Raw genomic sequence first — 1,330 nt, 5'->3', positions numbered from 1 at the left:
ACTTGCCAAAGCAATTAATTATACACGTTGTTGTACGTAGTATTGTTCTCAGTCTTTTCTTGAAATTTCTAACATAGATATGTTGTCTTTCTTATAGGCTGTAGAAATTTTGTTGTTAATGTTGTAGAAAAACACATAATTTTTGCATTGGCCAATAAATTGCAAATCATTTGTAGTCTTAATTGTGCTTCCATCGAAAGCAAGTTTGACATTATAATTTGATTTTTCCCTTTCTAAAATTCTTAATTTAGAAAAATTTGCATCTATGAAGGATAAAAAAATAAGAGTTGGTACTACTGCTAAATATTTGGATAGGTTATCAATCTTTGACCCTTTGAAAATTACAAAGAATATATATATTAATATAATAACAAAGAAAGCAACACCATATACATAGTAATTGATAAAAAATATTTTACTTACAACAATAGCAGCTAATGCAAAAAAATAAACGATTGTTAAATTTCTAAAAAAGAGCTTTCTATTTGATTTTAATTTTGCAGGCTCAGTCGCTATATCATTGTTACTAAAGAAATCATTTAATAACTGCCATATTAAAGGCGAGAAAATAATCAATAAATAGAGATAAATATCATCTAGAAAAGATATTATAAACTCTGATAGTTCCATATAATCGACAATAGAAATATTAAAACCTTGATAATAATATATGGTTCGAATTGAACTACATAGTATTAAGAATAACGTTCCTATTGGTAATAATTTTCCAAGTTTATCAATCATATAATTTATTGGTTTAATATTGCGTACAACGTATGTATATAAGGAATTCCTCTTATCACACTAAATTTGGTAAATAACAGGAACTCATTGTAATACAACTTCCAGTTATTTTCTATAAATGTAAAACAAAGATTACTTACTTGCAATGTGGTTTCCCGTAAAAACAGAAAACTTATTTTGTTTGTTCAAAAAACGTTAAAAACGATCAAATTTTTATCCTAAAAATGGCATTTAAAAAAAGCAGCGGAGGTTTTACTAAAAACCTCCGCTGCTTTTGGTCATTTCCTCCGCTACTTTTACCTAAAACCTCCGCTGCTTTTTTAGGAAAGGTAGGGTAGTTGTGTGAGAATGTTGTAAGGTGTTTATTGTTAGGTTTTTATGAATTTTTTTAAATGAGTTGCTTTTTGGGATTTCGTAGTAAGATTTCAACTTTTCTTAACGTAATTATTCCGATTCAAGCCAATTTCAATTTTTTTACGAAACCAATTGGCAACTAAGGTTGTGTTTTGAATATCGGTTTGGTAGAGTTTGATAATATCTGGATGAAATTTAGCGGTTGTTTTTGCAGCCCAACCCACACCTTGTC

At 28.3% G+C, this 1,330-nt stretch carries 1 protein-coding gene; it reads right to left on the bottom strand.

The genetic code is table 11. The annotated features are described in order from the left end of the window. Positions 1–48: 48 nt before the first annotated feature. On the bottom strand, positions 49–744 hold the full coding sequence (locus ACRBBL_RS27430) for a hypothetical protein (protein ID WP_431372305.1): 696 nt from the start codon (positions 742–744) through the stop codon (positions 49–51). Positions 745–1,330: the final 586 nt, after the last annotated feature.

The sequence above is a fragment of the Kordia sp. genome (genome assembly GCF_050633145.1).
GTDB lineage: Bacteria > Bacteroidota > Bacteroidia > Flavobacteriales > Flavobacteriaceae > Kordia.
This window is presented reverse-complemented; position numbering and strand designations above follow the sequence as displayed.